Raw genomic sequence first — 25262 nt, 5'->3', positions numbered from 1 at the left:
GCTTCAGAGGCCGGCGGCGCTGCGCAGGTCGTCGACCTTGTCGAGGCGCTCCCAGGTGAAGTCGGGCAGTTCGCGCCCGAAGTGGCCATAGGTGGCCGTCTGCGCGTAGATGGGTCGCAGCAGGTCAAGCGAGTGGATGATCGCTGCCGGACGCAGATCGAACACGGCGCGGATCGCCGCGGTGATCTCCTTGTCGGGCAACAGGCCGGTACCGAAGGTCTCAACGTACAGACCAACCGGCGACGCCTTGCCGATCGCGTAGGCGACCTGCACCTCGAGGCGTTCGGCCAGGCCGGCCGCTACGGCGTTCTTAGCGACCCAGCGCATGGCGTAGGCGGCCGAACGGTCAACCTTGGACGGGTCCTTGCCGCTGAAGGCACCGCCGCCGTGGCGGCTCGATCCGCCATAGGTGTCGATGATGATCTTGCGTCCGGTGAGGCCGGCGTCGCCCTGCGGGCCGCCGATTTCGAACCGGCCGGTGGGGTTGATCAACGTCGCGAGCGAAGACGAGTCGAGATCGATCGTGTCGAGCACCGGGCGAATTACGAGCTCTTCAACCTCCACTCGCAGCTGCTCGGTCAACACGGAGGGAGCGTGCTGGGTCGACACCACAACGGTTTCAACGGTGCGTGGAATGATGCCGTCGTAGCCGATCGTGACCTGGGTCTTGCCGTCGGGGCGCAGGTAGTCGAGCTCGCCGCTCTTGCGCACGAGGGCGAGGCGTTCAGCCAGCCGGTGCGCGATCCAGATGGGGATCGGCATGAGCTCGGGGGTCTCCCGGGTGGCGTAGCCGAACATGATCCCCTGGTCGCCGGCACCCTGCCGGTCGAAGTCGTCGAGGCTGGACTGCTCACGGGTCTCGAAGGCGTTATCGACGCCCTGGGCGATGTCGGGTGACTGGCCGCCGATGGAAATCTCGACGCCGCAGGACCGGCCGTCGAACCAGACGTCAGAGGAGTCGTAGCCGATGTCGGTGATGCATTTGCGCACGATCGACGGAATCTCCACGTAGGCCTCGGTGGTGACCTCACCGGCCACGTGCACGAGCCCGGTCGTGACGAGGGTTTCCACGGCGACCCGGCTGTGCGGGTCGTCGGTCAGAAGGGCGTCGAGGATGCTGTCGGAGATCTGGTCGCAGATCTTATCGGGGTGACCCTCGGTGACTGATTCCGAGGTGAAGAGGCGAAGATCGCTCATCTGGCCCGTCTCTGTTTATTAAAACGTAGTGGTGAATGAAAACGTAGAAGTTGAAAGTTACGTCGTGAAAACGTCGTTGTGCAGCAAAACCCACGAGTCGGACGTGTCTGGGCGACCCGACCTACCCGTCGTTGCGGCGGCTAGTCGATCAGGTCAAGTATGCAATTGGCCACCGACATTTTGCTGCCGGAGACCTCATTCACTATAACTCCGTGGTGATCGAGCACCGTCACGGTGTTACGTTCCGTACCGAACCCCTCGTGCTGACTGACCCGGTTCACGACCAGATAGTCGCAGCCCTTACGGGTGATCTTCTCGCGGCCGAGCGCGAGCAGCCGGTCGGCATCCGTTTCGGTTTCGGCGGCGAAGCCGATGATCAGCTGGCCCGGCCGGCGCGCAGCCGAGAGCCCGGCCAGAATGTCGGGGTTTTTGACCAGTTCGAGGGTGAGGGTGTCCCCCACGTCTTCCTTCTTGATCTTGCCGAGCTGCACCGTCTTGGGCCGGTAGTCGGCGACGGCAGCGGCCATGATGATGACCTCCGCCGATTGCGCGGCGAGCGTCATGGCCTCGTGCATCTGCAGGGCGCTGCTGACCAGCACCGTCGTGACACTGGTCGGAACGGCGACCTCGAGGTTGGCGGCAACGAGGGTGACCCGTGCGCCGCGGGCCAGGGCCGCCTGGGCGAGGTAGACGCCCTGTTTGCCGCTCGAGCGGTTACCGAGAAAGCGCACCGGGTCAAGCGGTTCCCGGGTACCGCCGGCGCTGATCAGTACGCGGCGACCGGCCAGATCCTGCACAGCGGATGCCTGATCCGCACCCGTCGTCGAAACCCGGTCCAGGACGGCCAGGGCCACCGCCACGATGGTCTCCGGCTCTTCCATGCGGCCGGCGCCGGAGTCGGTGCCGGTGAGCCGGCCCACGCCGGGGCCGACAATGGTGATGCCGCGCGACCGCAGGACCGCGACGTTCGCCACGGTCGCCGGATTGTTCCACATTTCGGTGTGCATCGCCGGGGCGATCACAAGCGGCGCCGTGCTGGCCAAAATAGTGTTGCCGAGCAGGTCGTCGGCGAGGCCGGCGGCGAGTTTGGCGATACTGTTGGCCGTCGCGGGGGCGACGACGATGAGATCGGCGCCCTGGCCGATGGCCACGTGGCGTACCTCGGCGACGCCCTCATAAAGGTCGGTGTGCACCGGGTTTCGGGAGATGGCTTCCAGTGTCGGCTTGCCGACGAAGCGCAGGGCGGCAGCGGTGGCGACGACGTGCACCGCGTCGCCGTTCAACACAAAAGCGCGCACGATGTTGACAGCCTTGTACGCTGCGATGCCACCGGTGATACCGACGACGATCGTGCGAGGTGTCTTCATCCTGCGCGCTTGAGAATTTATTGAGGGCTCGTGAAGCTTAGGCCTCAACGATGGGGCGGGAAACGAGCTTGTCGTCGTTGATCTCGCGCAGGGCCACCGAGAGCGGCTTGTCTTCGACGGTCGAGTCGACGAGCGGCCCGACATTGTCGAACAGGCTGCCTTCGTGCAGGTCGGCGTAATAGTCGTTGATCTGGCGTGCGCGCTTGGACGCGAAGATCACCAGAGCGTACTTCGAGTCGACCTTGGACAGCAGGTCGTCGATGGGCGGGTCAATGATGCCAGTGGGCTTGTTCGCCATTGGTGTCACACTCCTAATAGAGCACGGCCTGAGGCGGCGTGCGAGTTTTCGGGGATGTGCGTCCGGCGACGCACACGAATTCAGCAGAAACGAGCGCTACGACATGCTGGATGCAGCGCGGATCTCCATCAAGTCTACGACCTCACGGGCGGCGTCGCCGACATCGTGGTTGATCACCTGGTAATCGAACTCTCCCTGGGCGGCCAATTCGAGCTTTGCGGTCTCCAGCCGGCGAGCCTGTTCGGCGGCGTCTTCGGTGCCGCGGCCGATCAGGCGGCGCACCAGTTCGTCCCAGCTCGGCGGCAGCAGGAACACCAGGCGGGCTTCCGGCATGGCGCGTCGCACGGCCCGAGCACCCTGCAGGTCGATCTCGAGCAGCACGCTGTTCCCCGCGGCGATCGCCGCGTCGACGGGGGCGCGGGGGGTGCCGTAGCGGTAGGCGTTGTGCACCGTGGCCCACTCGAGAAGTTCGCCGTCTTCGATCATGCGGTCGAATTGTTCGTCGGAGACGAAGTAGTAGCTGAGCCCCTCGGTCTCCCCCGGGCGTGGAGCGCGTGTCGTCGCCGAGACCGAGAGCAGCACGTCGGGGTAGTTCTCTCGGATGTAGCCCGCGACGGTTCCCTTGCCGACCGCGGTCGGGCCGGCGAGCACAATGAGTTTGGAGTCGGCAACCCCGTGGCGCAGCACCGGCCGCTCAGAGAGAAAGTCGCGCAGGCGGTCGCGCTGGTGACGGCCCAGACCGCCGAGGCGTTTGGACGGCGAGATTTCAAGGCGGTTGATGATGCGCTGCATCTTGGTCACGCCGATGGCCGGGATACTCACGAGCAGTTCGGTGACCCGCAGCCGGCCCTCGACCCCGACCGGGTCCGTGATCGCCGCAGCGAGCACCTCGAGCGCGGTGCGTTCGCCGGAGGCGACTTCGGCCTTGACCTTGGCGCGGGCTCGGCGGGCCGCGACAGCGGCACGCGACGCGGCAACCCGATCAACTTCGGGCGGGGTGGGACGGTTTTCAACCACGAACGGCACCTACTTCGGCTACTCGGCGCTCAATGGCTTCTTCGATCCGGTGGGGTCCGGCCGAGAGCACACTGCGCGATTCACTCACGATAACCCCTCCGGCGTATCCACCATATATAGAGATCAGATCCATAATATTCCCACCCTGATGTCCGAAGCCCGGCGCGAGCACCGGTGTTCGAAATTCGCCCGAAACGTGCTGCACGTCGATACCGAAAGCGGCCAGGTCAAGTGTGGCGCCGAGTACGACTCCGATCGACCCGAGACCGGTCGGTACGCGAGCGGATGCCGCACCAGCGCGCGCATTCCGCTGGCCGACCTCGTCGAGAACGGCGCGGGCGACACTCGAACCGGCCTGCGGCCCGTCCGCTACGATCGCCTGCTGGATGTGCGCGGCCTCGGGGTTGCTGGTCGCGGCGAGCAGGAAGACGCCCTTGCCGTTCGCGGCCGCGAGGGTGAGCGGCGAGTCAAGCGAACCGACACCCATGTACGCGGCGAGCGTGAGGGCATCCACTTCGAGCGGGGAGCCCGGTGACAGCCACGCCTGCGCGTAGGCCTCGACGCTCGTGCCGAGGTCGCCGCGTTTGGCGTCGCCGATCACGAGCAGACCGGCCGCTCGAGCGTCGGCCAGCACCCGTTCCAGCGCCACAAACCCGGCGGAACCGAACCGTTCGTAGAAGGCGACCTGCGGCTTGACCAGGCCGACCCGGCCCGCCGCCGCTGCGACGACGGCGCGGCCGAACGATTCGGCGCCGGCGGCCGTGTCGGGCAGGTTCCATTCGCGCAGCAGCCAGGAGTGCGGATCGATGCCGACGCAGAGCTGGCCGCGGCTGGCGAACACCCGCTCGAGACGTTCGCCGAAGGAGACCACCGCCGCCGACCCGGCCGTCATCGCCTCAGCAGGGCCCGTCACAGCAGTGCCGTACGGGCGGTGGCGTACTCCTGGAGCGAGGTCACCTCGAACCCGTCGCGAATCGAGTCGATCGACGCGACAGCGGCGCTGAGCTCGGCGATGGTCGTGAACAGCGGAAGATCGCCGGCGACAGCGGCCGCCCGAATCTCGTACCCGTCGGCCCTCGCGGTGCTGCCGCCGGGAGTGTTGATGACGATCTGGATCTCTTCGCGGCGGATGAGTTCGACGATGGACACGTCGTCCTCCCCCGCTTTTTCGCTGAATTTGGTCACAACGCGGGCGCGGATGCCGTTGCGTTGCAACACTTCGGCGGTACCGATGGTCGCGTATATCTCGTAACCGAGCTGCTGCAGGCGCAGCATCGGCAGGATGATGGCCCGCTTGTCACGGTCGGAGACCGACACGAACACGGTGCCGGAGAGCGGGATTCCGCCATAGGCGGCGAGCTGGCTCTTGGCGAACGCCCGCGGGAAGTCGCGGTCGATGCCCATGACCTCGCCGGTGGAGCGCATCTCCGGGCCGAGGATGGAGTCGACGACGAGGCCCTCGGGGGTGCGGAAGCGGTTGAACGGCAGCACGGCTTCCTTCACGGCGACCGGCGATTCAATCGGCACCCGCGAGCCGTCGATGAGCGGCAGCTTGCCCTCGGCCTTGAGCTCGGCGATGGTCGTACCGACCATGATGAGCGCGGCGGCCTTGGCCAGGGTGATACCGAGTGCTTTCGCGACGAAGGGCACGGTGCGGGAGGCACGCGGGTTGGCTTCGAGCACGTAGAGCACGCCGGCGCCAATCGCGAACTGTACGTTGAGCAGGCCCTTGACCCCGATGCCGCGGGCGATGCCGAGGGTGGCTTCGCGCACCCGGTCGATTTCGGCGCGGCCGAGGGTGACCGGCGGCAGGGTGCAGCTCGAGTCGCCGGAGTGGATGCCGGCCTCCTCGATGTGCTCCATGACGCCGCCGATGTAGAGCTCGTGGCCGTCGTAGATGGCGTCGACGTCGATCTCGATCGCGTCGTCGAGAAAACGGTCCACCAGAAGAGGATGTCCAGCGCCGATGATCCCCTGCCCGGACATCCGCTTGAAGTAATCTGCGAGCGACGGGGAGTCGTAGACGATCTCCATGCCGCGGCCGCCGAGCACGTAGCTCGGGCGCACGAGCACCGGGTAGCCGATTTCTTCCGCCACGACGACAGCGCCGGCGAAGTCGATCGCCGTTCCGTTGCGCGGGGCCAGCAGGCCGGCGTCATCGAGGATCTTGGAGAACAGGCCGCGCTCCTCGGCCAGGTCGATCGCGTCGGGGGTGGTACCGAGAATGGGGATACCGGCCGCTTCGAGGCCGCGGGCGAGGCTCAGGGCGGTCTGCCCGCCGAGCTGCACGACCACACCGATGAGTTCACCGCTCTGGCTTTCGGCGTGGATGACCTCGAGCACGTCTTCGAGGGTGAGCGGCTCGAAGTAGAGCCGATCGCTCGTGTCGTAGTCGGTGGACACCGTCTCCGGGTTGCAGTTGATCATGATGGTTTCGTAGCCGGCCTCGGACAGCGCGAAGGAGGCGTGCACGCAGGAGTAGTCGAATTCGACGCCCTGCCCGATGCGGTTCGGTCCGGAACCGAGGATGACAACCTTACGGCGGTCGCTCGCGACGACCTCGGTCTCGTCGTCATAGCTGGAGTAGTGGTACGGGGTGAGCGCCGGGAACTCCCCCGCGCAGGTGTCGACGGTCTTGAAGACCGGGCGCACGCCGAGAATGTGGCGTACGGTGCGCACATCCGCTTCGCCGAAGCCGCGCAATTCGCCGATTTGCGCGTCGGAGAAGCCGTGGTCCTTGGCGAGGATCATGACGTCGCGGTCGAGTCGGTCGGCGGCCTTGACCTGCTCGGCGATCTCGTTGATCAGCACGATCTGGTCGAGGAACCACGGATCGATCTTGGTGGCGTCGAAAACTTGCTCGATGGTCGCGCCGCGGCGAAGGGCCTGCTGCACGGTGACGATGCGGCCGTCGGTGGGAATCTCGGCGACGGCGAGCAGTTCGTCGACCGTGCGGGTCTCCGTGCCCCAGTGAAAGCTCGAGCCGCGCTTCTCGAGCGATCGCAGCGCCTTCTGCAGAGCGGATGCAAAACTGCGACCGATGGCCATGGCTTCACCGACGGACTTCATAGTGGTGGTCAGGCGCTGGTCGGCGGCCGGGAACTTCTCGAACGCGAAGCGTGGCACCTTGACCACGACGTAGTCGAGGGTCGGCTCGAAGCTCGCCGGGGTGACACCGGTGATGTCATTGGGGATCTCGTCGAGACGGTAGCCGATGGCGAGCTTGGCGGCGATCTTGGCGATCGGAAAGCCGGTCGCCTTGCTGGCCAGGGCGGAAGAACGCGATACCCGTGGGTTCATCTCGATCACGATGACGCGGCCGTCGGCCGGGTTGATCGCGAACTGGATGTTGCAACCGCCGGTGTCGACGCCGACGGCGCGGATGATGTCGATCGAGATGTCCCGCAGGTGCTGGAATTCACGGTCGGTCAGGGTGAGGGCCGGGGCGACGGTGATCGAGTCGCCGGTATGCACTCCGACCGGGTCGACGTTCTCGATGGAGCAGACGACGACGGTGTTGTCGGCCGTGTCGCGCATCATCTCGAGTTCGTACTCTTTCCAGCCGAGAATCGATTCCTCGAGCAGTACCTCGGTGGTCGGGCTGTGATGCAGGCCGTCGGTGACGATGCGGCGCAATTCCACCTCGGTGTAGGCGAAGCCGGAGCCGAGCCCGCCCATGGTGAAGGAGGGGCGAACGACCAGCGGGTAGCCGAGGTCGGCGGCGTAGCCGACGGCTTCCTCGACGGTGCGCGCGATGAATGAGCGGGCCACACCGGCGCCGGCATCCAGTACGAGCTGCTTGAAGATCATGCGATCTTCGCCCTTGTTGATGGCGTCGAAGCTCGCGCCGATCAGCTCGACGTCATACTTTTGAAGAATTCCGCGCTCGTGCAGTTGGATCGCCGCGTTGAGGGCGGTCTGCCCACCCAGCGTCGGCAGAATCGCATCCGGTCGTTCCTTCGCGATGATGGTCTCGAGGATCTCCGCCGTGATCGGTTCGATGTAGGTCGCATCGGCGAAGTCGGGGTCGGTCATGATGGTGGCCGGGTTCGAGTTGACCAGGATGACGCGCACGCCTTCCTCGCGCAGTACGCGGCAGGCTTGCGTGCCGGAATAGTCGAACTCGCAGGCCTGGCCGATGACGATCGGGCCGCTGCCGATGACAAGAACACTGTTGATATCGTCGCGCTTGGGCATTATTTGGTTTCTCCTGCAACGGCTGACTGCGCAGCCAGAACAACGTCTCTGAATCGATCGAAAAGGTGGTTGGCGTCGTGCGGGCCGGAGGCAGCTTCCGGGTGGTATTGCACCGAGAAGGCGTTGATATCGAGGCAGCGGATGCCTTCGACCACCTGGTCGTTGAGGCTGTAGTGGCTGACCTCGACCCGGCCGAAGCCGGTGCGCGACTCGTGCACGCCCTCAATGGGCATGTCGACCGCGAAGCCGTGGTTCTGCGAGGTGATCTCGACCCGTCCGGTGGTCTTGTCGAGCACCGGCTGGTTGATGCCGCGGTGTCCGAATGGCAGTTTGTAGGTGCGAAAACCCAGCGCGCGGCCGAGAAGTTGGTTGCCGAAGCAGATGCCGAAGTAGGGAATGCCAGCCCGGAGCACTTCCTGCAACAGGGTGACGTGCGCGTCGGACGCGGCCGGGTCGCCCGGTCCGTTCGAGAAGAACAGGGCAGAGGGCTTCAGCGAGAGAACATGCTCTGCGGTGACCGACTGCGGCAGCACGAGCACCTCGAAGCCGCGTTCGGCGAGGTAGGTGAGTGTGCTGCTCTTCACACCGAGGTCGAGCACAGCGACGGAGCCGATGCGTTCACCCTGCGCGGGAATCGAGAAGGGTTCGACGGTCGAGACCTCGAACGACAGGTTGCGACCGCGCATGGCAGCCCCGGCGAGCACCCGTTCGAGCTGTTCGCTGTCAGAGAGGCCGAACAGGTCGCCCGAGAAGATGCCGCTCTTCATGGCGCCCGCAGAACGGATGTGGCGGGTGATGGCGCGGGTGTCGATGCCGCTGATGCCGACAACACCCTGTGCTTCGAGGTCATCGTCGAGGGTTCGGGTGGCGCGAAAGTTGGAGGCGATCCGGGCCGGCTCGCGCACGATGAAGCCGGCGACCCAAATCTGCCTGGACTCCATGTCCTCATCGTTCATGCCGGTGTTGCCGATGTGCGGCGCGGTCATCAGCACGATCTGGCCGGCGTAGGACGGATCGGTCAGGGTTTCCTGGTAGCCGGTCATGCCCGTGGCGAAGACGATCTCGCCCAGAGCCTGACCCTCGCTGCCATACCTGCGGCCGACGAAACGGCGGCCGTCTTCAAGCACGAGCACGGCCGGGCCGGGCTTGTCCGCCACGGAGGAGGACGTCAGGCCAGCGGATGCGCCGACCTCGCTTGCAACGACGTCAGCTGATGCCGCCTGGTCGGGTTCTGTCTGGTCTGGTGCGGTCGAATCGGGCACGTCAGGCCTCACTTTCGTCTTGATGGGCCGGGGCGGCGGCCGTTACGGCAAGGGTGCGGATCGAGTCGACGAGGCGAGCCCGATCATTGGGATCGATGATGCGAAAGAAGCTGTCGACAGCGCGACGGTCGGGGGTGCCGGTGGCCAGCCGCCAGGACAGGCGCAGGAGACCGTCGGTTTCGACGGCCCGGTCGATGGCGACCCGGGCGGCACCGACCGCATCGATGGCGCCGGCCGGAACGAAAACCGGCTCATTGCCGTCGAGGTCGAGAATGATTCCGGCCTCCGTCACCATTAGGGCGGCGCGGGCGCGAAAGCCGAGGCCGGCAATGGCGAGCCGTTCAAGCGGCGCGTCGCGCGGAGTCGTCGCCACGTAATAGGCTTCGGCGCCGGCCAGGGTGACCCCGGCGGACTCCGGCAGGGGGTAGCCGGCGGAGAGTGTCGCATCCCGTCGGCTGCGCTTTCGCCAGCTGCGCCACATCAAAATCAGAACGCCGAGCAAGACGAGCGCGGTAATGACGGCCGGAATGGTCCTATCCATGAGTGAGCACTCCGCTCGCGTTCTCGGCTATTTCGAGGCTGCTGCGCACAACACCATCGAGCACGGTGGCATAGCCGCGGTGGAAGGTTGCCCGCACTTCGCCCGGCAGGGTCATCGACAGGTAGGGCGAGTTCATGCTCGTTCCGGCCAGGTCGGCGCGCCCGAAAACGCGGGTCGCTTGAGGGTCATACAGTGTCAGTTCGGCCGGTGACCCGACCGCGATCGGATTGCCCTGGCCGGTCACGCGCCCGATGCGGGCCGGCGTGCGGGAGAGAACGCGTTCGATGTCGGCCCAGTCGAGCAACCCGGTCGCCACGACCGCGGCGTGCACGACCGACAGCGCGGATTCCAGCCCGATCATGCCGTTCGCGGCGGCGTCCCACTCGCAGTCCTTGCTTTCGGCTGGATGCGGGGCGTGGTCGGTCGCGACGATGTCGATCGTGCCGTCGGCGAGTCCGGCGCGCAGGGCTTCGACGTCTTCCCGGGCTCGCAGCGGCGGGTTCACCTTGAAACGGGCGTCGTAGCCGCGAACGAGGTCTTCGGTGAGCAGCAGGTGGTGCGGCGTGACCTCGGCGGTCACGTTGATGCCGCGAGCCTTCGCCCAACGGATCACGTCGACGGAGCCGGCCGTCGAAACGTGGCAGACGTGCAGGCGCGATCCGACGTGTTCGGCCAGTAGAACGTCCCGGGCGATAATCGACTCTTCGGCGACGGCGGGCCAGCCGACGAGGCCCAGTTCGCCGGAGAGGGCGCCCTCGTTCATCTGGGCTTTTTCGGTGAGGCGCGGTTCCTGCGAATGCTGCGCGATGACGCCGTCGAAGGCCTTCACATATTCGAGGGCGCGGCGCATGAGAAGGGGGTCGGAGACGCAGAAGCCGTCGTCGGAGAACACCCGAACGCGGGCTCGACTCGAGGCCATCGCGCCGAGTTCGGCGAGTTGCTGGCCCGCGAGGCCCGCGGTGACGGCGCCGATCGGCTGCACGTCGACGTAGCCGGCACTTTCTCCGAGCGCGAGCACCTGCTCGACCACCCCGGCGGTGTCCTGCGCCGGCAGGGTGTTCGCCATGGCGAACACGCTCGTGAAGCCCCCTCGGGCTGCGGCGCGGCTGCCGCTGAGCACGGTCTCACTGTGTTCGTAGCCCGGTTCGCGCAGGTGGGCGTGCAGGTCGACCAGGCCGGGCAGCGCAATGAGGCCGTCGGCGTCGATCACGTTCGCGCCGTTCGGCGACAGGCCGGTCCCGAGTTCGGCGATCCGCCGGCCGTCGAGACGGATGTCGGTGCCCGTGCCGTTCGGTAGGGTCGCCCCGCGAATCAGCCAGTTGTGCGCAGTTCCGTGCATCGCGTCAATCGACATTCTTCGATTCCTTCCGGTCACCGGACAAGAGCAGGTAGAGTGCGGCCATTCGCACGGAGACGCCGTTCGTGACCTGTTCAAGCACGGTCGAATTAGCGGAGTCGGCCGCCGCCGACGAGATCTCCAGGCCACGATTCATCGGGCCGGGGTGCATGACAATGCTAGCCGGACCGAGTCGGCCAAATCGCGCGTCGTCGAGGCCCCAGACCCGGGAATACTCGCGGCTGCTCGGAAAGAAGGCCGCGCTCATCCGTTCGGTCTGGATGCGCAGCATCATGACCACGTCGGGGCTGGCATCGATCGCCTCATCGAGGTCAAAGCTGAATCGGGCCGGCCAGAGGGTGGTGTCGCTCGGCAACAGCGTGGGCGGGGCGACGAACGTGACCTCCGCACCGAGAGTGGTCAGCAGCCAGAGGTTCGACCGGGCGACGCGGGAGTGGAGCACGTCGCCGACGATGGTGACGGTGACTCCGTCGAGGCCCCGACCGCGGGATGCCTGCCCGTGGGTGCGGCGGCGGATGGTGAAGGCGTCGAGTAGGGCCTGGGTGGGATGCTCGTGGGTGCCGTCACCGGCGTTGATGATGCCCGCATCGATCCACCCGCTTGCGGCGAGCACGGCCGGGGCACCGGAGGCCGGGTGGCGGATGACGACACCGTCGGCGCCGATCGCGGCCAGGGTCTGCGCCGTATCCTTCAGGCTTTCGCCCTTCGACACGCTTGAGCCCTTGGCGCTGAAGTTGATCACGTCGGCGCTCAGCCGCTTGGCGGCGGCCTCGAAGGAGATGCGGGTGCGGGTGGAATCCTCGAAGAACAGGTTGACGACGGTCTTGCCGCGCAGGGTCGGGAGCTTCTTGACCTCACGCTTGGCGACATCCGCCATGTCTTCGGCAATGTCGAGCAGATTGATGGCCTCGTCACGGGTGAGGTCCTTGGTGGACAGAAGATGTCTCATCGGTTGGTCCCGCCGTCGATCGAGACGAACTCGTCGCCGTCGATCTCCTCGAGGTGCACGTTGATGCGCTCGTCGGTAGCCGTCGGCAGGTTGCGGCCGACGAAGTCGGCGCGAATGGGCAACTCACGGTGTCCCCGATCGACGAGAACGGCAAGCCGCACGATGGTTGGACGGCCGTGGTCCCCGAGCGCGTCGAGGGCGCTGCGAATGGTACGTCCCGAGTACAGCACGTCGTCGACGAGCACGACTGTGGCACCGTTGATCCTGCCGGGCACTTCGGTGCGCGACGGCGTGCGGGTACGGCCGTGGGCGAGATCGTCGCGATAGAGCGTGACGTCGAGCGATCCGACCCGCACGAGTGATGCTGCGGGTTCGATTCGCTGGATGGTCTCGGCGATGCGGCGGGCGAGAATGACGCCACGGGTGGGGATACCGAGGATGATGAGATTCTCCGGGCCCCGATTGGACTCCAGGATCTCGTGGGAGATTCGAGTTAACGCGCGGGTGATGTCAGCCTGAGTGAGCACAATGTGCGCCAAATGCCGACCTCCTTCCCCGTCTCACAGGACGGATCATTAAAGGATGTCTGAATGGGTCCAGCCTAGCCCGTGGGGAACCGGTGGTGCGAACCCTTAGAACGCGGAAGCAACGAAGGCGGAGAATTCGGCCGTGTCGGTGAGGCTGCCGGTGTATTGCACACCGTCGACCAGCACCGTGGGGGTCCCCTTGACGGATTCGATCTCAGCGCCCTCGATCGGTCCGGTCAGGGCTGCTTCGGTGTTCTGCTGCGACCAGGCCTGATAGTCCCCGGAATCGATGCAGTCGGCAATATTGGACGCGCCGGTCGCCAGGGCGGCGAGTTCGCCATTGCTGAGCCCGGCCGTCTGCTCGAGCGGTTGATTGGCGAACAGCGCCGACAGAAACGCGAGGGTCTCACCCGGGTTCAGTGTGGCCTGGCAGGTGAGAGCCGCTGAGGCCCGGCTGGAGTAGTCGGTGCCCTGAGACATCCGGTCGAGAAAGGTGAGCGAATGCACCCGCAGCGTGATGTCTCCGCTCGCAACGCCCGCAGCCAGCAGTTCACCGTTTGCGGCCTCGAACTGGGCGCAGTACGGGCACATCGGGTCGACGTACTCGTCGATGATGACCACTCCGGTGCCGAATTCGAGATAGCCGCCGTCGAAGTCGGCGGCGCCCAGCTGCCCGGTCGGCAGCGGTGTGCTCGATTCCGGTGCGCTCGATTCCGGTGCTGACGACGAGGTCGCGGTTCCTGAGCTTGTGCCGGCATCAATGGCGACCACGAAGGCTGCGATAGCGGAGGCGAAGATGATCGCGAACACGACCAGAATGGCGAACAGGGCCGTGGCGACGTAACCGATGATGAGACCGGCGAGGGCAAAGCCGCGACCGAGTTCACCGCGAGCCCGAATCTGTGCGAGCGCGATATGCCCGGTGATGATGGCGACAAGCCCGATGAAGAATGACGACACGAACGACACGATGGCCAGAGTGTTCGTCCTTTGGCCTGGCACGAACGGGGCCGGCGCGATCGGCGGAGTCGGCCCTCCCTTCGGCGGCACCGGCAGGTACGGGTTGGGCACAACCGGCTGGTCGCGAGGTGCGTCGGGTCCGGTGCTGTCCATGTGCGTGTCCTTCGGTGACGAGAGGCGAATGCGGCGGGAGTCGACGCGGCCGATCAGGCCGACGGTGCGGTTTGGGCGATCTTGCCGAGCAGCCCGTTGACGAAGCCGGCCGAGTCATCCGTGGAAAGAATCTTCGCGGCTTCTACGGCTTCATCGATAGCGACGGCGTGCGGAACGGCGTCGTTGTACAGAATCTCCCAGATTCCGATGCGCAGAATGGCGCGATCGATGTTGGGCATGCGCGCGAGCGACCATCCCTGCGAGTACGTCTCGATCAGCTCATCGATTTCTTCGCGATGGTCGACGACCCCGTCGACGAGTTCACGAGCGTAGAGCCAGGACGCCAGCCGGGCCGGCTCGCTCGCGGCGCGTTCGGCCTCGGTTGCGAGCGACTCCGGAATGCTGATCTGGCGCACATCGGCGGCGTACAGAATGTCGATGGCGCGCTTGCGGGCCTTGGTCCGTGCGCTCATTCGTTGACGCGACCGAGGTAGTCGCCGGTGCGGGTGTCAACCTTGACCTTGGTGCCCTGCTCCAGGAACAGCGGAACCTGAATCTGGTAGCCGGTCTCCACGGTGGCCGGCTTGGTGCCGCCGGTGGAGCGGTCGCCCTGCAGTCCCGGCTCCGTGTAGGTGATTTCCAGGGTGACGGAGGCCGGCAGCTCGACGTACAGCGGGTTGCCGTTGTGCAGGGCAACGGTCACGGCCTGGTTTTCGAGCATGAAGTTGCTCGCATCGCCGACGACGGCAGCGGACACGGTGATCTGGTCGTAGTCGGCGACGTCCATGAAGACGTAGGCGTCGCCGTCGTTGTACAGATACTGAAAGTCGCGACGGTCGACGTTTTCGGTCTCGATCTTTGCGCCGGCGTTGAACGTGCGGTCAACGGTTTTGCCCGAGACGACGTTCTTCATCTTGGTGCGAACGAAGGCGCCACCCTTGCCCGGCTTGACGTGCTGAAACTCGACGACGGCCCAAAGCTGGCCATCCATGTTGAGTACGACGCCGTTTCTGATATCAGCGGTAGAAGCCATGGGAGGGGTGTTCCGTTCAATTGATAAGGTGCGCGGGTGCAAATGGCACCTTATCGAGTCTACGTGCCGAAGCCTCAGGCACCAAAGGCGCTGTCCCGCCGCGGTCACGGCGCGGTGACGAAATCCAGGGCCAGCCGGTACGAGTCGAAGCCGAGGCCGGCGATGACCCCGGTCGCGATGGCGCTCACAACACTGGTGTGGCGGAATGTTTCGCGGGCGTGCGGGTTGGAGATATGCACTTCGATCAGGCAGAGGCTGGCCTTGGTGACGAGGGCAGCGGCGTCGCGCAGAGCGTAGCTGTAGTGGGTGAACGCTGCCGGGTTGAGGATGACCGACATCCGCTCGTCAACGGCTTCGTACAGCCAATGGATGAGTTCGGCCTCGTCATCGGTCTGCCGCAGGTCGATGCTCACCCCCGGTCGAGCGGATGCGACCAGCAGCGTGCGCAGGTCGTCCAGGTTCGCCGACCCGTACACGTCGGGCTCGCGACTGCCGAGGCGCCCGAGGTTCGGACCGTTTAGAACCAGCACTGTACTCATCCACTCAGCCTAGGCCGTGGGCACCCGCCGACCGGCCTGCGCCGGTCAGGGGGCAAGAACAGCGACGCCGTCGTCGTGCGCGACGAACAGGCCGGTGATGCACATGAGTTTTCCGAAAGATTCGGTCAGTTCAACGGCCCAGGCCTGGTCTGGAGCGGTGAGGGCGGCCGAACCGGGCCGTTCCAGCGTCAGGATGACACTTCCCCCGGGAGCTTGAACGGCCAGCAGTTCGTTGATTCCGATCGCGAAAAACCGGCTGCGTCCCGGTTCTGGGCGCAGGGGAATATTGTCGATGGGAATCACCACCGGCAGCTGCCGCCCGTGAGCGTCGAGCAGCATGAGCCAGAGCTGCCGGCGGATGGCATGGCCGACCAGGTCGAATACCCGTGCTCTGGCCTGCTCCGGTGTGGTCACGGGCGGAGCGTCGTCGATGTTCACTGTCAGTGTCATACCGCTATCCTGAGCGGCTGCGGCAGGGCGAGACCCGTTGTCCCCAGAAAGAGTACGGTTGGCCCGGCTGTGGATAACCTCCGGGAGTGCCCTCCCCGTTGCGGCTGTGAATGCCTGTCACTCCAAACGCATGGCCGGGGCTGTGCCCGTAGAATGAAATTCCGATGCTGGCTGTGGCAGCACGCACCCGATCACTGCTAACGGAGGCAGACGCTCATGGGATACGGCTTGAAGAGTTCTTCATCGGTCCCGACCGGCGACGCGCGGGAGAACATCGTCGCCCTGGAACGTGCTCACGAATCCGCAATGACCGATCGAATTTTCCAGACCGGCGTGCGTAAGCTCGTGCAGGATTCCTGGCAACGTTCCCTCTCCTTGAGCCTCGACCCGGGCAGCGTTGCACCGGAGCGGGCGCTGACCGACGCCGAGCTGCGCGACCTGCGCAACCAGCATCCGCTCGCCGCGGTGTTACCGGTCGTGCACAACCTGCTCATTCGTCATGCGGTCGACGCCGAACTGATCGTCGCCATCGGTGACGAGTCCGGTCGACTGCTGTGGATCGACGGCGACCGCGTGCTGCGTCGCCGGGTGGAGGAAATGCTATTCGTCGAAGGCGCCGACTGGTCGGAGAGCCGAGTCGGCACGAGTGCACCGGGCACCGCCCTCGCCCTGGACCGCGGTATCCAGATTCGACGAGCCGAACATTTCAACGCCCTCGCCCACCCGTGGAGCTGCACGGCCGTGCCCATCCACGACCCGGACACCGGCAAGATTCTCGGTGTGATCGACATCACCGGCGGTGACCAGGCAGTCGCCCCGCAGACTCTGCCCCTGGTCGAGGCCGCCGTCGCCGCGATGGAGGCGGAGCTGCGCATCCAGCGCCTGGGCCGGCCGCAGGCCGCGCCGCCCGCCCCGCGGTCGCGCCTCTCGCTGTCGCCGAGCGTGCCGCGGCTCACCCCAGCCGTGTTGAGTGTTCTCGGCACCGACCACGGCCAGTTGCAGTGCGGTGGTAGCACAGCGGATGTCTCGCCCCGCCACACCGAGATTCTCACGCTCCTGGCCTGGCACCGCGAAGGACTCTCCGCCGATCGTCTGGCCGGCTATCTCTTCGATCAGGACACGGCGGTGGAGACGCTGCGCGCCGAAATGGTGCGGGTACGCAAGGTACTCGCCGTGCTCGACCCTCCGATCACGATCACCTCCCGCCCGTATCGATTGGAATCCCGGCTGGAACTGGATTCGCAACAGGTGTTGGCTTTTCTGGAACGCGGTGCCCACCGGGTGGCTCTCGGCGCCTACCGCGGCGCGGTGCTCCCAGGATCGTCGGCGCCCGGAATCATTGAAATCCGTTCAGAAGTGAGCAGCAGACTGCGTGAGGCGATGCTCGCCGATGCTTCGGTCGACCTGCTGCTGACCTACGCGCGCACCGAAGAAGCCACCTGGGACACCGAGGTCTGGCGGGCCTGTCTCGAGCTGCTTCCGGCCCGGTCGCCCAAACGAGCGACGGTCGTGGCACATCTTGCGCGCATCGAAGACGAAATCGGCGGACAGCGCAACATTCTGCAACGTTTCCACACCTAGAGTCGGATCAGGCCGCAGGTTTGCGAGCCCGACACCGTCGTCGAAATAGGAGTGACATGACCGTCTATGCAGCCCCCGGAACACCCGGCTCGAAAGTTACCTTCAAGTCTCGATACGAGAACTGGATCGGCGGCGAATGGGTCGCCCCGGTCAAGGGCCAGTACTTCGAAGACATCACCCCCGTGACCGGCAAACCCTTCGCCGAGGTGGCCCGCGGTACCGCAGAGGACATCGAGCTGGCCCTCGACGCCGCCCACAAAGCCGCACCAGCCTGGGGCAAGACCAGCGCCACGGAGCGCGCTGCCGTACTCAACCGGATCGCCGACGTGATCGACGCCAACACCGAGATGCTGGCCGTCGCTGAGACCTGGGACAACGGCAAGGCCGTGCGCGAAACGATCAATGCCGACATCCCGCTCGCCGCCGACCATTTCCGCTACTTCGCCTCGGCTATTCGCGCCCAGGACGGCGACCACGCCCAGCTCGACGGCGACACCGTCTCGTACCAGTTCCACGAACCGCTCGGCGTCGTCGGCCAGATCATTCCCTGGAACTTCCCCATTTTGATGGCCGTCTGGAAGCTCGCCCCCGCCCTCGCCGCCGGCAACGCAATCGTGCTCAAGCCCGCCGAGCAGACGCCGGTCTCGATTCTCGTGCTGATGGAACTCATCGGCGATATCCTGCCCCCCGGCGTGGTCAACGTTGTCAACGGTTTCGGGCTCGAAGCCGGCAAGCCGCTCGCGTCGAGCAACCGTATCCGCAAGATCGCGTTCACCGGTGAGACCACGACCGGCCGTCTCATCCTGCAGTACGCCTCCGCGAACATCATTCCCTCCACCGTGGAGCTCGGCGGTAAGAGCCCCAACATTTTCTTCAGCGACGTCGCCCAGGAGAAGGACGCGTTCTACGACAAGGCCCAGGAAGGCTTCGTGTTGTTCGCCTTCAACCAGGGCGAGGTCTGCACGGCCCCGAGCCGCGCGCTGCTGCAGAAGCCGATCTACGACAGCTTCCTCGGCGACGCCGTCACCCGGGCCAGCAAGATCATCCAGGGCAACCCGCTCGACACCGACACCCAGATGGGCGCCCAGGCCAGTAACGACCAGCTCGAGAAGATCCTGTCCTACATCGATATCGGCACCAAGGAGGGCGCCAGGCTCGCCCTCGGAGGCGAACGCGCCGACCTCGGCGGTGACCTCACCGACGGCTACTACGTGCAGCCGACCATCTTCGAGGGACACAACAAGATGCGGCTGTTCCAGGAGGAGATCTTCGGGCCGGTGCTCGCCGTGACGAGCTTCACCGACTACGACGATGCCATCTCGATCGCCAACGACACCATCTACGGCCTCGGTGCCGGCGTCTGGTCGCGCAACGGCAACGTCGCCTACCGGGCCGGCCGCGACATTCAGGCCGGCCGGGTCTGGGTCAACAACTATCACGCCTACCCGGCCGGCGCCGCCTTTGGTGGCTACAAGAGTTCCGGCATCGGCCGAGAGAACAACAAGCTCGCACTCGGCCACTACCAGCAGACCAAGAACCTGCTGGTGTCGTACTCCGAAAACAAGCTCGGCTTCTTCTAAGCCATTCGTTCCGGTCTGCGGCAACGCTCCCGTCGGGTGGGAGTTCGCTGCAGGTCTGGCCCGGGGGCTGCCGACGACGTAACGTCGTAGGCAGCCCCTTTTTTCACTTGTCTTTTGCAGAAAGGTCCGTCAATGTCGACACCCACGATTACCGCATCGGTCACCATCACCGGCGAAACAATCCCCCGCGTCGAACTCACCCCGGTGGCGGTCGATCTGCTCCGCAGCCTCTGGGAGGAGCACGGCCCGCTTATGTTCCACCAGTCCGGCGGTTGCTGTGACGGCAGCTCGCCGATGCTGTTCATGGCGGGCGAATTCATCACCTCCGACCAGGATGTACGTCTCGGCCAGTTCGATCTGGCCCCGGCCGGTGAGCCCGGTCAGCCGCTCGATTTCTGGATGTCGGCTGAGCAGTTCAATTATTGGAGCCACACCTTTCTCACGGTCGATGTGGTGCCCGGCCGCGGCAGCGGCTTCAGCGCCGAAGCACCCCGCGGCGTGCGATTTCTGATCCGTTCCGAGCTCATGACCACGATGACACCGTTCGCCGGCCCGACCGACACCGTCGAAGCGGATGCCGCGGACTCCCCCGCGCCGGTGGTTGCGTCCTGAGTCCTACTGCCCGATGGCCTGGTACGCGCTGAACAGCAGGGAGGCGTCCGGACCCTCGAGGATGGTCGGCTTGCCGACATCGTCGAGCACGACGAAGCGCAGCATGCCGCTGCGAGTCTTCTTGTCGCGCTGCATCGTGGCGAGCAGGGTGGGCCAGCGACCCACCGGGTAGCCGGTCGGCAGGGTCAGTGATTCGAGGATGCTGCGGTGCCGGTCGACGACCTCGACCGAGAGTCGTCCGCTGAGGGCGGCGAGTTCCGCCGCGAACATCATGCCGACGGCGACGGCTGCGCCGTGCCGCCAGCCGTAGCGTTCGGCGTGCTCAACGGCGTGACCGAGCGTGTGGCCGTAGTTCAGGATCTCGCGGAGGCCGGCTTCCTTGAAATCCTCACCCACTATTCGGGCCTTCATGGCGATCGAGAGCTCGATCAGCCGACGAAATTCGGGGGTCGTCGGGTCGGTGGCGCGGTCGACATCCGCTTCGATGAGGTCGAGGATCTCGGGAACCTGGATGAATCCGGCCTTCACGATTTCGGCGAAGCCAGCCAGGACTTCGTTGCGGGGCAGCGCGTCGAGCAGGTCCAGGTCGCAGAGCACAGCGGACGGGGCGTAGAAGGTGCCGACGAGGTTCTTGCCCTCGGCGGTGTTGATGCCATTCTTGCCGCCGACAGCCGCGTCGACCATGCCGAGTACGCTCGTGGGGATCTGCACGAGCTTCACGCCGCGCAGCCAGGTCGCCGCGACGAAGCCGGCCAGGTCGGTGACAGCGCCGCCGCCGAGGCCGATCACGGCGTCGGTGCGGCTGAAGTCGGACTGCCCCATGACGCCCCAGCAGAAGGCGGCGACTTCGACGCGTTTGGCCGCCTCGGCGTCGGGAATCTCGGCCAGCAGCACTTCGGAGTAGGTCTCGAGCAGGTTGTCGCGAAGGGCGACGGCGCGGGCACCGACCGTGGAGGTGTGCACGATCAGCACCTTATTGACGCCGCTGCCGAGCTGCTCGGCGACGGTACTGACCAGGCCGCGCCCCACACTGACCGGATAGCTGTCGACCCCGGTCACGGTGATCACGGTGGTAGCGGTCTGTTGGGAGATCTCAGTCATCATTTCTTTCTTGAACCCAATTCACGATTTCGTCGGCGATGCCGCTGATGGGTCGGTTGGAGGTATCCAGGCGAATCGTCGCGAGGGATTCATAGGTGGAGCGGCGCAGGTTATAGATGCGCTCCCAGTCGGCGATGCCGCCAGCCAGGAGCGGCCGTTTGGTACCGCCGAGGCGGGCCTCGACGGCCGCGGTGCTCACGCTCAGGTAGACGACGGTCGCGTCGGCGAGATCAGCCTGGGTCTCGGGGTGCAGAACTGCTCCCCCGCCGAGCGAGACGACGGCCGGCTCGCCGAGCGCCCAATCCACCGCTTCGCGCTCGACGATACGAAAATATTCTTCGCCCTCCCGGGCGAAGATCTCCGGGATGGGACCGTAGCTTTCCACGACACGCTTGTCGGTGTCGATGAAAGGCACGTCAAGGCCGCGCGCCACCCGGCGACCGATCTTGGTCTTGCCGGCGGCCATCGGCCCGATGAACACGATCGGCAGCAGCGAGTTTCGCCGGGTCAGCATGGCTTCAGCCGGCTCTCACTCACAGCGATGCGTCGCTCGCCGCGCCGGTGCGCAGGTTGGCGGGAATGTGGGCCAGGTACGACTCGAGGTTGCGTCGGGTCTCCCCGATCGAGTCTCCCCCGAATTTTTCGAGCATGGAGTTCGCGAGAACGAGCGCCACCATGGCCTCGGCGACGATGCCGGCCGCCGGCACAGCACAGACGTCGGAGCGTTGGTGGTGCGCCGGAGCCGGTTCGCTGGTAGCCACGTCGACCGTGCGCAGCGCCCGCGGAATCGTCGCGATCGGCTTCATCCCGGCGCGAACCCGCAACACCGTACCGGTACTCATGCCGCCCTCGGTGCCGCCGGCCTTGTCGCTGACCCGTTGGATGGCGCCGTCCGCCTGAACGAGTTCGTCGTGGGCGGCCGAACCGCGGCGGCGGGTGGTCTCGAAACCGTCGCCGACCTCGACACCCTTGATCGCCTGGATGCCCATGAGGGCAGCGGCGAGTTGCGAATCCAGGCGGCGGTCCCAGTGCACGAAGGACCCGAGCCCGGGGGGCAGGTTGTAGGCAAGCACCTCGACAACGCCGCCGAGGGTGTCGCCGTCCTGGTGCGCAGCATCCACTTCAGCCACCATCAAAGCGGATGTGCTCACGTCGAAACAGCGCAGCAGGTCAGCGTCGAGGGTGTCGACGTCGCCGGGCTCCGGCAGCGGCGAACCGTCGGGCACGCGCACCGGACCGATGGCGATGGTGTGGCTGACCAGCTGGACTCCCAGCTCGTTCAGGAAGGACCTGGCGACCGCGCCGAGCGCCACCCGCGCGGCGGTCTCGCGGGCGCTCGCCCGTTCCAGCACCGGACGGGCTTCGTCGAAGCCGTACTTCTGCATGCCGGCGAGGTCGGCGTGGCCCGGCCGGGGGCGGGTCAGGGGGGCACCACGGCCGCGAGCGAGCGTGGCAGGGTCGACCGGTGCCGCACTCATCACCTCGACCCACTTGGGCCATTCCGAATTGCCGATGCGCAGCGCGACCGGCCCGCCGAGGGTGAGTCCGTGCCGCACGCCACCCGAGAGGGTGAGTTCGTCCTCTTCGAATTTCATGCGCGCGCCGCGGCCATAGCCAAGCTTGCGGCGCGCCAGATCGAGGCGGATCGAATCAAGGGTGACCGGGATTCCAGCGGGCAAACCCTCAACAATGGCGATGAGTTCGGGGCCGTGAGATTCTCCGGCTGTGAGCCAACGAAGCATGGTTCCTATCTTTCCACAGCGGTAAGGGGTGCAGCGTCACCGGGGCCGGAGTCGCGGGTGAGCGCACCGCGCATGGCCGCCAGGACGGCCGACTCGTCGGGCAGCGGTTCGAACGGATCAGCGGTGACGAAGACCCGCACCTGGATCAGAGCCTGGTGCAACAGCATGCCCAGGCCGTTCAGTACGGTACCGCCGGCTTCCTGCCATGAGGTGGCAACACCGCTCGGCCACGGCGAGTAGGCCACGTCGAACAGGATGGCCTGTTCCCGCAGGGCGAGCGGCAACGGCGCCGAAAGCAGGGTTCCCCCGGGCAGGGTACTGATCACGACATCGCTGTCCACGCGGGTAGCTCCGCTGAGATCCTGCAGGTCGACCACCACGCCGAGCGACCGACCGAGTTCGACGAGGGGCAGCGCCTTCTGCGGGTCGCGCACGAGCACCGCGACAAACTCGGTGCCGAGTTCCGCCGCCGCCATCAAAGCGGATGCCGCCGTTGCCCCGGCTCCGAGCAGAGTCACATGCGCTGCGCGGGTGACTCCCCCTTCGGCGAGGGCCCGCACCAACCCGGCGACATCCGTGTTGTACCCGCTCAAGGTGCTGCGACCGTTAACCTTTCGGAGGAGAACCGTGTTGACGGCACCGGTCAGCTGCGCGACCCGATCGCAATCGTCGATGAAGGGCAGCACCTCCTGTTTGAGCGGCATGGTCAGTGACAGGCCGCGCCATTCCCGGCCGAGCTTGCTCAGGAACATGGCCAAAGAACCGGATTTCACCTCAACGGCCTCATAGGTCCAGTCGAGGCCGAGCTGCCGGTAGGCGGCCCGGTGCAGCATCGGCGATCGGGAATGCTTGATCGGTGAGCCGAGCACTGCGAGACGGTTCGACGTGAGACTATCCATATTCGGGGTGCTCCCTCATCCAGTTCTGCCAAACCACGACCGCGGCGTCGTGTTCTGCCACGGTAGTGGAGAAGACCGTCTCCCCGGTATCGAGGTTGACCGTGACGAAGAACAGCCAGGGTCCATCGGCCGGGTGCAGGGCGGCGTCGATTGCGAGGTCACCCGGGTTTGAAATAGGGCCGACGACCATACCCGGATGCGCGTAGGTGTTGTACATATTGCCGGCGTCAGCGCGTTCAGCGTCGGTCGTGGTCACGAGGTGGGTGTTGCCGGTGCCGTAGGCGACGGTCGCGTCGGACTGCAGCAGTCCGCTCTCCCACTGGGCCGGGTCCAGCCGGTTCAGAAACACCCGGGCCACCTTGTAGTAGTCGACGCGCAGGCCGGCCTCGCGCTGGATCAGCGAGGCGAACACGATGGTCTTCCAACGATCGGCGACCGCGACGCCGGCGGCGTCGAGGGCTTCATACTGCCGGTTCACCATGGTCTGCAGAACAATCTGGGCGGTGTCCCCCGGCGAAAAAGTGTAGGTGGCCGGAAACAGAAAGCCCTCAAGGGTGGTCGCCTCGGCCGGCAGGCCGAACCCGGCCACGTTGGCTGCGCCGGCCTGCAGGTCTGCGAGGGGAATGTCGGTGCCCTCTGAGATCGACTGCAGCACATCCACGGCCGCGGTGCCCTCGGGCACGATCACGGTCTGGTTCAGTCGCGCGCCATCATCGAGCAGGGCGTCGAGGGCGGTGCTGGCGACCATTTTGGTCTTCAACTGGTAGGCGCCGGGTTGAAACACCGGCTCCGGAGTGGTCTGCAGCAGAATCGAGTAGAACGCGTCGAAGCTCTTCACGACGCCCTCGTCGACGAGGGTGCTGGTGATGTCCGAACCGCCGTCGCCCTCGTGGATCATGATGACGACGTCTTCGCCGGTGGCCGCTTCCTCTGCGGTGAAATCGGCCGGTCCCTGCGTGGCCGCGATAATTTGGGAAATCGGCCCCTGGAGAAAAAAGTACGCGCCGGCTACGAGCGCGGCCAGCACGGCGAAGACGATGAGGCATCCCCAGGCACCGGTGTGGCTACGCTTTTCTCGCGGTGGTTCGTCGGCGAGCTGAGAGCGGCGGTTGGTGCGTCCGCGACCGGAGTCAGCTGGTTCAGTCGACTGCGTGTCGGGAGCGGGGCGGAGCGGTAACAGCGGGGCGTGGGCGGGCTCCGCCGGCAGGCTGGAATGCGCCTCGCTCGGCTGGACCGCTGAACTCCTGAGGCCGGCCGCAGTGCCGGCCGCATCGTCAGCTGCCGTGCCCGCCGCGGCTGCCGTGCCCGCCGCGGCTGCGAGCTCGGCAGCGGCCAGCTCGGCAGCGGCCTGTTGCGCGCGCCACTGACGGCGGCTCAGCGGCGGCTCTTCGGGGGTGGAACTCTGCACGTTACGGCCTCTCGGTCGGTTCGACGGGCGAGCCAGCTGGTCGCCCCGAGGCACGCTCGCTGTCGAGCGCGTGTTGCAGAATGATAGTCGCGGCCACCTGATCGATCACTGGCCGTTGGGTCTTCGCCGGGCGACCGGATGCCCGCAACGCAGACTGCGCCGACACAGTGGAGAGCCGTTCGTCGACCAGCCGCACCGGCACGCTCAAGGCCCGCGCGAGTCTTTCAGCGAATTCGACCGCGTCGTCGGTCGAGGCCGTCGCGTTTCCGGACAGCGCCAGCGGCAGCCCGACAATGACCTCGACCGCGTCAAGCTCCACCACGACCGCGCGAATGCGGGCGAGGTCGGTCAGGCCGGCCTGGTCCCTGGCCACGGTCTCGACCGGTGTGGCCAGCATGCCGTGGTTGTCGCTGCGAGCCAGGCCGATGCGCACCTTGCCGACATCAACCCCTACGCGCACCCCGGAGCGCATACGGTGCACCGGCGCAGGCA

At 66.0% G+C, this 25262-nt stretch carries 25 protein-coding genes; 3 read left to right on the top strand and 22 right to left on the bottom strand.

Translation table 11 applies throughout. From position 1 onward, the window contains the following. Positions 1-3: 3 nt before the first annotated feature. The 16 genes from metK to BMW72_RS04550 form a co-directional block, all read right to left on the bottom strand. Complete coding sequence (metK, locus tag BMW72_RS04625) at positions 4-1197, bottom strand: methionine adenosyltransferase (protein WP_092107768.1); 1194 nt, start codon at positions 1195-1197, stop codon at positions 4-6. A 140-nt stretch (positions 1198-1337) separates the two neighbouring features. Further along, positions 1338-2564 (bottom strand): bifunctional phosphopantothenoylcysteine decarboxylase/phosphopantothenate--cysteine ligase CoaBC, encoded by a 1227-nt coding sequence (gene coaBC / locus BMW72_RS04620; protein WP_092107766.1) that lies wholly within the window; start codon positions 2562-2564, stop codon positions 1338-1340. Between the two features lie 37 nt (positions 2565-2601). Then, entirely contained in the window at positions 2602-2862 is a 261-nt protein-coding gene (gene rpoZ, locus BMW72_RS04615; protein ID WP_092107764.1) for a DNA-directed RNA polymerase subunit omega, read from the bottom strand. Between the two features lie 96 nt (positions 2863-2958). Next, the gene (gmk, locus tag BMW72_RS04610) at positions 2959-3879 is read right to left on the bottom strand and encodes a guanylate kinase (protein WP_092108153.1); all 921 of its coding nucleotides are present in this window, start codon (positions 3877-3879) and stop codon (positions 2959-2961) included. After that, entirely contained in the window at positions 3872-4771 is a 900-nt protein-coding gene (pyrF, locus tag BMW72_RS04605) for an orotidine-5'-phosphate decarboxylase (RefSeq protein WP_092108151.1), read from the bottom strand. The genes gmk and pyrF overlap by 8 nt, the downstream gene beginning before the upstream one ends. 17 nt (positions 4772-4788) lie before the next feature. Continuing rightward, a complete protein-coding gene (gene carB / locus BMW72_RS04600) occupies positions 4789-8076 on the bottom strand; it encodes a carbamoyl-phosphate synthase large subunit (protein WP_092107762.1) in 3288 nt (1095 codons plus the stop codon). Further along, positions 8076-9209, bottom strand: a complete 1134-nt coding sequence (gene carA / locus BMW72_RS04595; protein WP_092108149.1) for a glutamine-hydrolyzing carbamoyl-phosphate synthase small subunit — start codon at positions 9207-9209, stop codon at positions 8076-8078. Before carA ends, carB begins: the two co-directional genes overlap by 1 nt. Positions 9210-9339: 130 nt before the next feature. Next, positions 9340-9879 carry a PH-like domain-containing protein gene (locus BMW72_RS04590; protein ID WP_174843163.1) on the bottom strand — a complete coding sequence of 180 codons (540 nt, stop codon included), beginning with the start codon at positions 9877-9879 and terminating at the stop codon, positions 9340-9342. Further along, a complete protein-coding gene (locus BMW72_RS04585; protein ID WP_241983840.1) occupies positions 9872-11233 on the bottom strand; it encodes a dihydroorotase in 1362 nt (453 codons plus the stop codon). Before BMW72_RS04585 ends, BMW72_RS04590 begins: the two co-directional genes overlap by 8 nt. Continuing rightward, positions 11223-12185, bottom strand: a complete 963-nt coding sequence (locus BMW72_RS04580; RefSeq protein ID WP_092107760.1) for an aspartate carbamoyltransferase catalytic subunit — start codon at positions 12183-12185, stop codon at positions 11223-11225. Before BMW72_RS04580 ends, BMW72_RS04585 begins: the two co-directional genes overlap by 11 nt. After that, positions 12182-12724 carry a bifunctional pyr operon transcriptional regulator/uracil phosphoribosyltransferase PyrR gene (gene pyrR, locus BMW72_RS04575; protein WP_092107758.1) on the bottom strand — a complete coding sequence of 181 codons (543 nt, stop codon included), beginning with the start codon at positions 12722-12724 and terminating at the stop codon, positions 12182-12184. Before pyrR ends, BMW72_RS04580 begins: the two co-directional genes overlap by 4 nt. 93 nt (positions 12725-12817) lie before the next feature. After that, complete coding sequence (locus tag BMW72_RS04570; protein ID WP_092107756.1) at positions 12818-13825, bottom strand: thioredoxin domain-containing protein; 1008 nt, start codon at positions 13823-13825, stop codon at positions 12818-12820. A gap of 53 nt (positions 13826-13878) precedes the next feature. Beyond that, complete coding sequence (nusB, locus tag BMW72_RS04565; RefSeq protein ID WP_092107754.1) at positions 13879-14298, bottom strand: transcription antitermination factor NusB; 420 nt, start codon at positions 14296-14298, stop codon at positions 13879-13881. Further along, entirely contained in the window at positions 14295-14858 is a 564-nt protein-coding gene (gene efp, locus BMW72_RS04560) for an elongation factor P (RefSeq protein WP_092107753.1), read from the bottom strand. The genes nusB and efp overlap by 4 nt, the downstream gene beginning before the upstream one ends. Positions 14859-14962: 104 nt before the next feature. Then, positions 14963-15397 (bottom strand): type II 3-dehydroquinate dehydratase, encoded by a 435-nt coding sequence (locus BMW72_RS04555; protein ID WP_092107751.1) that lies wholly within the window; start codon positions 15395-15397, stop codon positions 14963-14965. 45 nt (positions 15398-15442) lie between these two features. Further along, on the bottom strand, positions 15443-15847 hold the full coding sequence (locus BMW72_RS04550) for a hypothetical protein (protein ID WP_092107749.1): 405 nt from the start codon (positions 15845-15847) through the stop codon (positions 15443-15445). 228 nt (positions 15848-16075) lie between these two features. Between BMW72_RS04550 and BMW72_RS04545 the strand changes: the two genes are divergently transcribed. The 3 genes from BMW72_RS04545 (at position 16076) to BMW72_RS04535 (ending at position 19620) form a co-directional block, all read left to right on the top strand. Further along, positions 16076-17428, top strand: coding sequence for a GAF domain-containing protein (locus tag BMW72_RS04545; RefSeq protein WP_166787695.1), 1353 nt, complete (start codon positions 16076-16078; stop codon positions 17426-17428). Between the two features lie 56 nt (positions 17429-17484). Then, a complete protein-coding gene (gene exaC / locus BMW72_RS04540; protein ID WP_092107745.1) occupies positions 17485-19008 on the top strand; it encodes an acetaldehyde dehydrogenase ExaC in 1524 nt (507 codons plus the stop codon). Positions 19009-19140: 132 nt separating this feature from the next. Further along, positions 19141-19620 (top strand): DUF779 domain-containing protein, encoded by a 480-nt coding sequence (locus BMW72_RS04535; RefSeq protein ID WP_092107743.1) that lies wholly within the window; start codon positions 19141-19143, stop codon positions 19618-19620. Positions 19621-19623: 3 nt separating this feature from the next. Here the strand turns inward: BMW72_RS04535 and aroB are convergent, their stop codons facing one another. The 6 genes from aroB to ruvX are packed head-to-tail and all read right to left on the bottom strand — an operon-like array spanning position 19624 to position 25242. Beyond that, positions 19624-20721: a 3-dehydroquinate synthase gene (gene aroB / locus BMW72_RS04530; RefSeq protein WP_092107741.1), complete on the bottom strand. Its 1098-nt coding sequence runs from the start codon at positions 20719-20721 to the stop codon at positions 19624-19626. Then, the gene (locus BMW72_RS04525) at positions 20714-21235 is read right to left on the bottom strand and encodes a shikimate kinase (RefSeq protein ID WP_166787694.1); all 522 of its coding nucleotides are present in this window, start codon (positions 21233-21235) and stop codon (positions 20714-20716) included. The genes aroB and BMW72_RS04525 overlap by 8 nt, the downstream gene beginning before the upstream one ends. 19 nt (positions 21236-21254) lie before the next feature. Then, positions 21255-22463: a chorismate synthase gene (aroC, locus tag BMW72_RS04520; RefSeq protein ID WP_092107739.1), complete on the bottom strand. Its 1209-nt coding sequence runs from the start codon at positions 22461-22463 to the stop codon at positions 21255-21257. A 5-nt stretch (positions 22464-22468) separates the two neighbouring features. Further along, positions 22469-23362 (bottom strand): shikimate dehydrogenase, encoded by an 894-nt coding sequence (locus BMW72_RS04515; RefSeq protein ID WP_092107737.1) that lies wholly within the window; start codon positions 23360-23362, stop codon positions 22469-22471. Then, entirely contained in the window at positions 23355-24770 is a 1416-nt protein-coding gene (mltG, locus tag BMW72_RS04510; protein WP_092107735.1) for an endolytic transglycosylase MltG, read from the bottom strand. The genes BMW72_RS04515 and mltG overlap by 8 nt, the downstream gene beginning before the upstream one ends. 1 nt (position 24771) lies before the next feature. Continuing rightward, a complete protein-coding gene (ruvX, locus tag BMW72_RS04505) occupies positions 24772-25242 on the bottom strand; it encodes a Holliday junction resolvase RuvX (RefSeq protein ID WP_092107733.1) in 471 nt (156 codons plus the stop codon). Between the last annotated feature and the right edge of the window lie 20 nt (positions 25243-25262).

Source organism: Cryobacterium luteum, from assembly GCF_900110125.1.
GTDB classification, from domain to species: domain Bacteria; phylum Actinomycetota; class Actinomycetes; order Actinomycetales; family Microbacteriaceae; genus Cryobacterium; species Cryobacterium luteum.
This window is presented reverse-complemented; position numbering and strand designations above follow the sequence as displayed.